General features: G+C 66.7%; 2 protein-coding genes. One reads left to right on the top strand and one right to left on the bottom strand.

Translation table 11 applies throughout. The annotated features are described in order from the left end of the window. Positions 1 to 17: 17 nt before the first annotated feature. Positions 18 to 1,358, bottom strand: a complete 1,341-nt coding sequence (locus tag WEB06_02275) for an IS110 family transposase (protein ID MEX2554439.1) — start codon at positions 1,356 to 1,358, stop codon at positions 18 to 20. A gap of 278 nt (positions 1,359 to 1,636) precedes the next feature. On the opposite strand from WEB06_02275, the gene WEB06_02270 reads away from it, so the two are divergent. Continuing rightward, the coding region (locus tag WEB06_02270) for a proton-translocating transhydrogenase family protein (GenBank protein ID MEX2554438.1) at positions 1,637 to 1,777 on the top strand (141 nt) is incomplete at its 3' end.

Below are 1,777 nucleotides of genomic sequence, written 5' to 3'. Positions count from 1 at the left end.
GCGTGAGACGCCCTGTGTCAACCCCTGATCATCGTCACGTGCGGTCGATCGGGCCCGGGCGGCTCCGGTTCGGCGCGATTCGGGCGGTCGACCCCGTGGGGGACGCGCTGAGAGGCGCTCTGAGCACCTGTGGCGATCCACCGCGAGTGATTGATTGCACCGGATCCACCTTCGAGCCGGGAGAGATTGCCGTGGCGGGCGGGATCGTAGGCGACCCGCGATCTCCAACAGCGCCACAGCACCCTGATCCAGGCTCGTCCCAAAGTCCGGATCGCACGTGGATGGTCCTGGCCTCGATCGCGGGCTCTGAGATAGACGTCCTTGGCCCACGGATGCCAGTGCCGGGTCGAGTCGGCCAAGGTGACGACCGCACTTCGCAGTCGCTTGTCACAAGCGCGGCGAAAGCTCGCGACTCGCAGCTTCCCCGACTCGACCGCGACCGGGCTCATCCCGGCGTCGGCAGCGAGTGCCGCCTCGGTCGGATAGCGCTCCCGGCGATCGCCGATCTCGGCGATCAGGCTTGCCGGGCAGATCACGGTTTTCGGGTCGCGGAAAAGCGCCGCAAAGATTGGCGCGTCGGCGTGGGTGGCGAGTGCAGCGCGGATCTCACCGGTGAGTTCACGGATCTGGGTGACGATCGGCTCGAGCGCGGCAACGAGCCCGACCACAATCGCTCGCCGTGCCTGGCTCTCGCGCTCAGCGGCCGTGCCGCTGGGCGCCGATCGCATCCGCTCGACCAGAACCCGCGCCGAGGTGCGGCCGCTATAGCCGGTCCGGTCGAGGAATCCCTGCATTCGCTTGACTCCCAACCCGCACGCCTCGGCGGGACTCGGGTAGCGACGAATGAAGGCCAGCGAGATCGGGCTATCGACGTCGGCGAAGACGAGCGCTCCGGGCCAGAAGGCCAGCAGCCGCGCACGCAGCTGGTTGGCAAGCTCGACGCGAACGCCGACCAGATCCTCGCGCGCTCGGGTGAGGGCCCGCAGGGCCTTGGTCTCGTCGGAGTCGGGCACGATCGCTCGGAACCGATGCGAGTCGGTGCGGGCCAGCTCGGCCAGCGCGAAGGCATCGAAGCGATCCGACTTGCCGCCGGCGACCGCGAAACGCGCTCTCGCCGCCTTGAGTTGGTTGGGGTGTATCGCAAGCACCACCAAGCCGGCTTCGAGCAGTCGCTCGACCAGCACCCCCTCAGGTCGCTCAATCGCGATCCGTTCGACGCCGAGCTCGATCAGGTGAGCACACAGATCGGCGATCCCAGTCTCGTCATGGACCACGCCAAAACGCTCCACTACTTCTCCCTCGCTGATACAGACCTCGTGGACTTCACTGGCCCAGTCGATTCCTGCTGTTCGTGTCATGCTTCCTCCTCGGTCGATGATCGTCGGCTGATTGCCGGCCGCGAGGAACCGGTGCGCATGCTCATTGGCAGGCGTTCTTGGACGCCACGCCCTGTTGGCGCTTTCGGTGCCTCGCACCGCCGGGAGGCGCTGGTCTCACGCGGGCCGTCTACGCGGCTAGCGACGTTGGCGCTCTCCCGGCGGCGGTCGGCTGTCTGTGCCGTAGCCGATCAAAGATCGCCCTCGCTTCGCTCGGGCGATCTCCCAATATCCGGCAATCAGCGGAGGAAGGTTCTCCAATGAGCGGCGACCTGATCACCGAGGTGACGATCTTCGTGCTGGCCGTGTTCATCGGCTTCGAGGTGATCTCGAAGGTGCCGACGATGCTGCACACGCCGCTGATGTCGCAGACCAACGCGATCCACGGCATCGTCATGCTC

It is taken from the genome of Actinomycetota bacterium (genome assembly GCA_040905475.1).
GTDB lineage: Bacteria > Actinomycetota > AC-67 > AC-67 > AC-67 > DATFGK01.
This window is presented reverse-complemented; position numbering and strand designations above follow the sequence as displayed.

What these genes read in the sequence shown, in the direction of transcription:
- WEB06_02275 (MEX2554439.1), bottom strand. Translation starts at nt 1,358, where the DNA reads ATGACACGAACAGCAGGAATCGACTGGGCCAGTGAAGTCCACGAGGTC.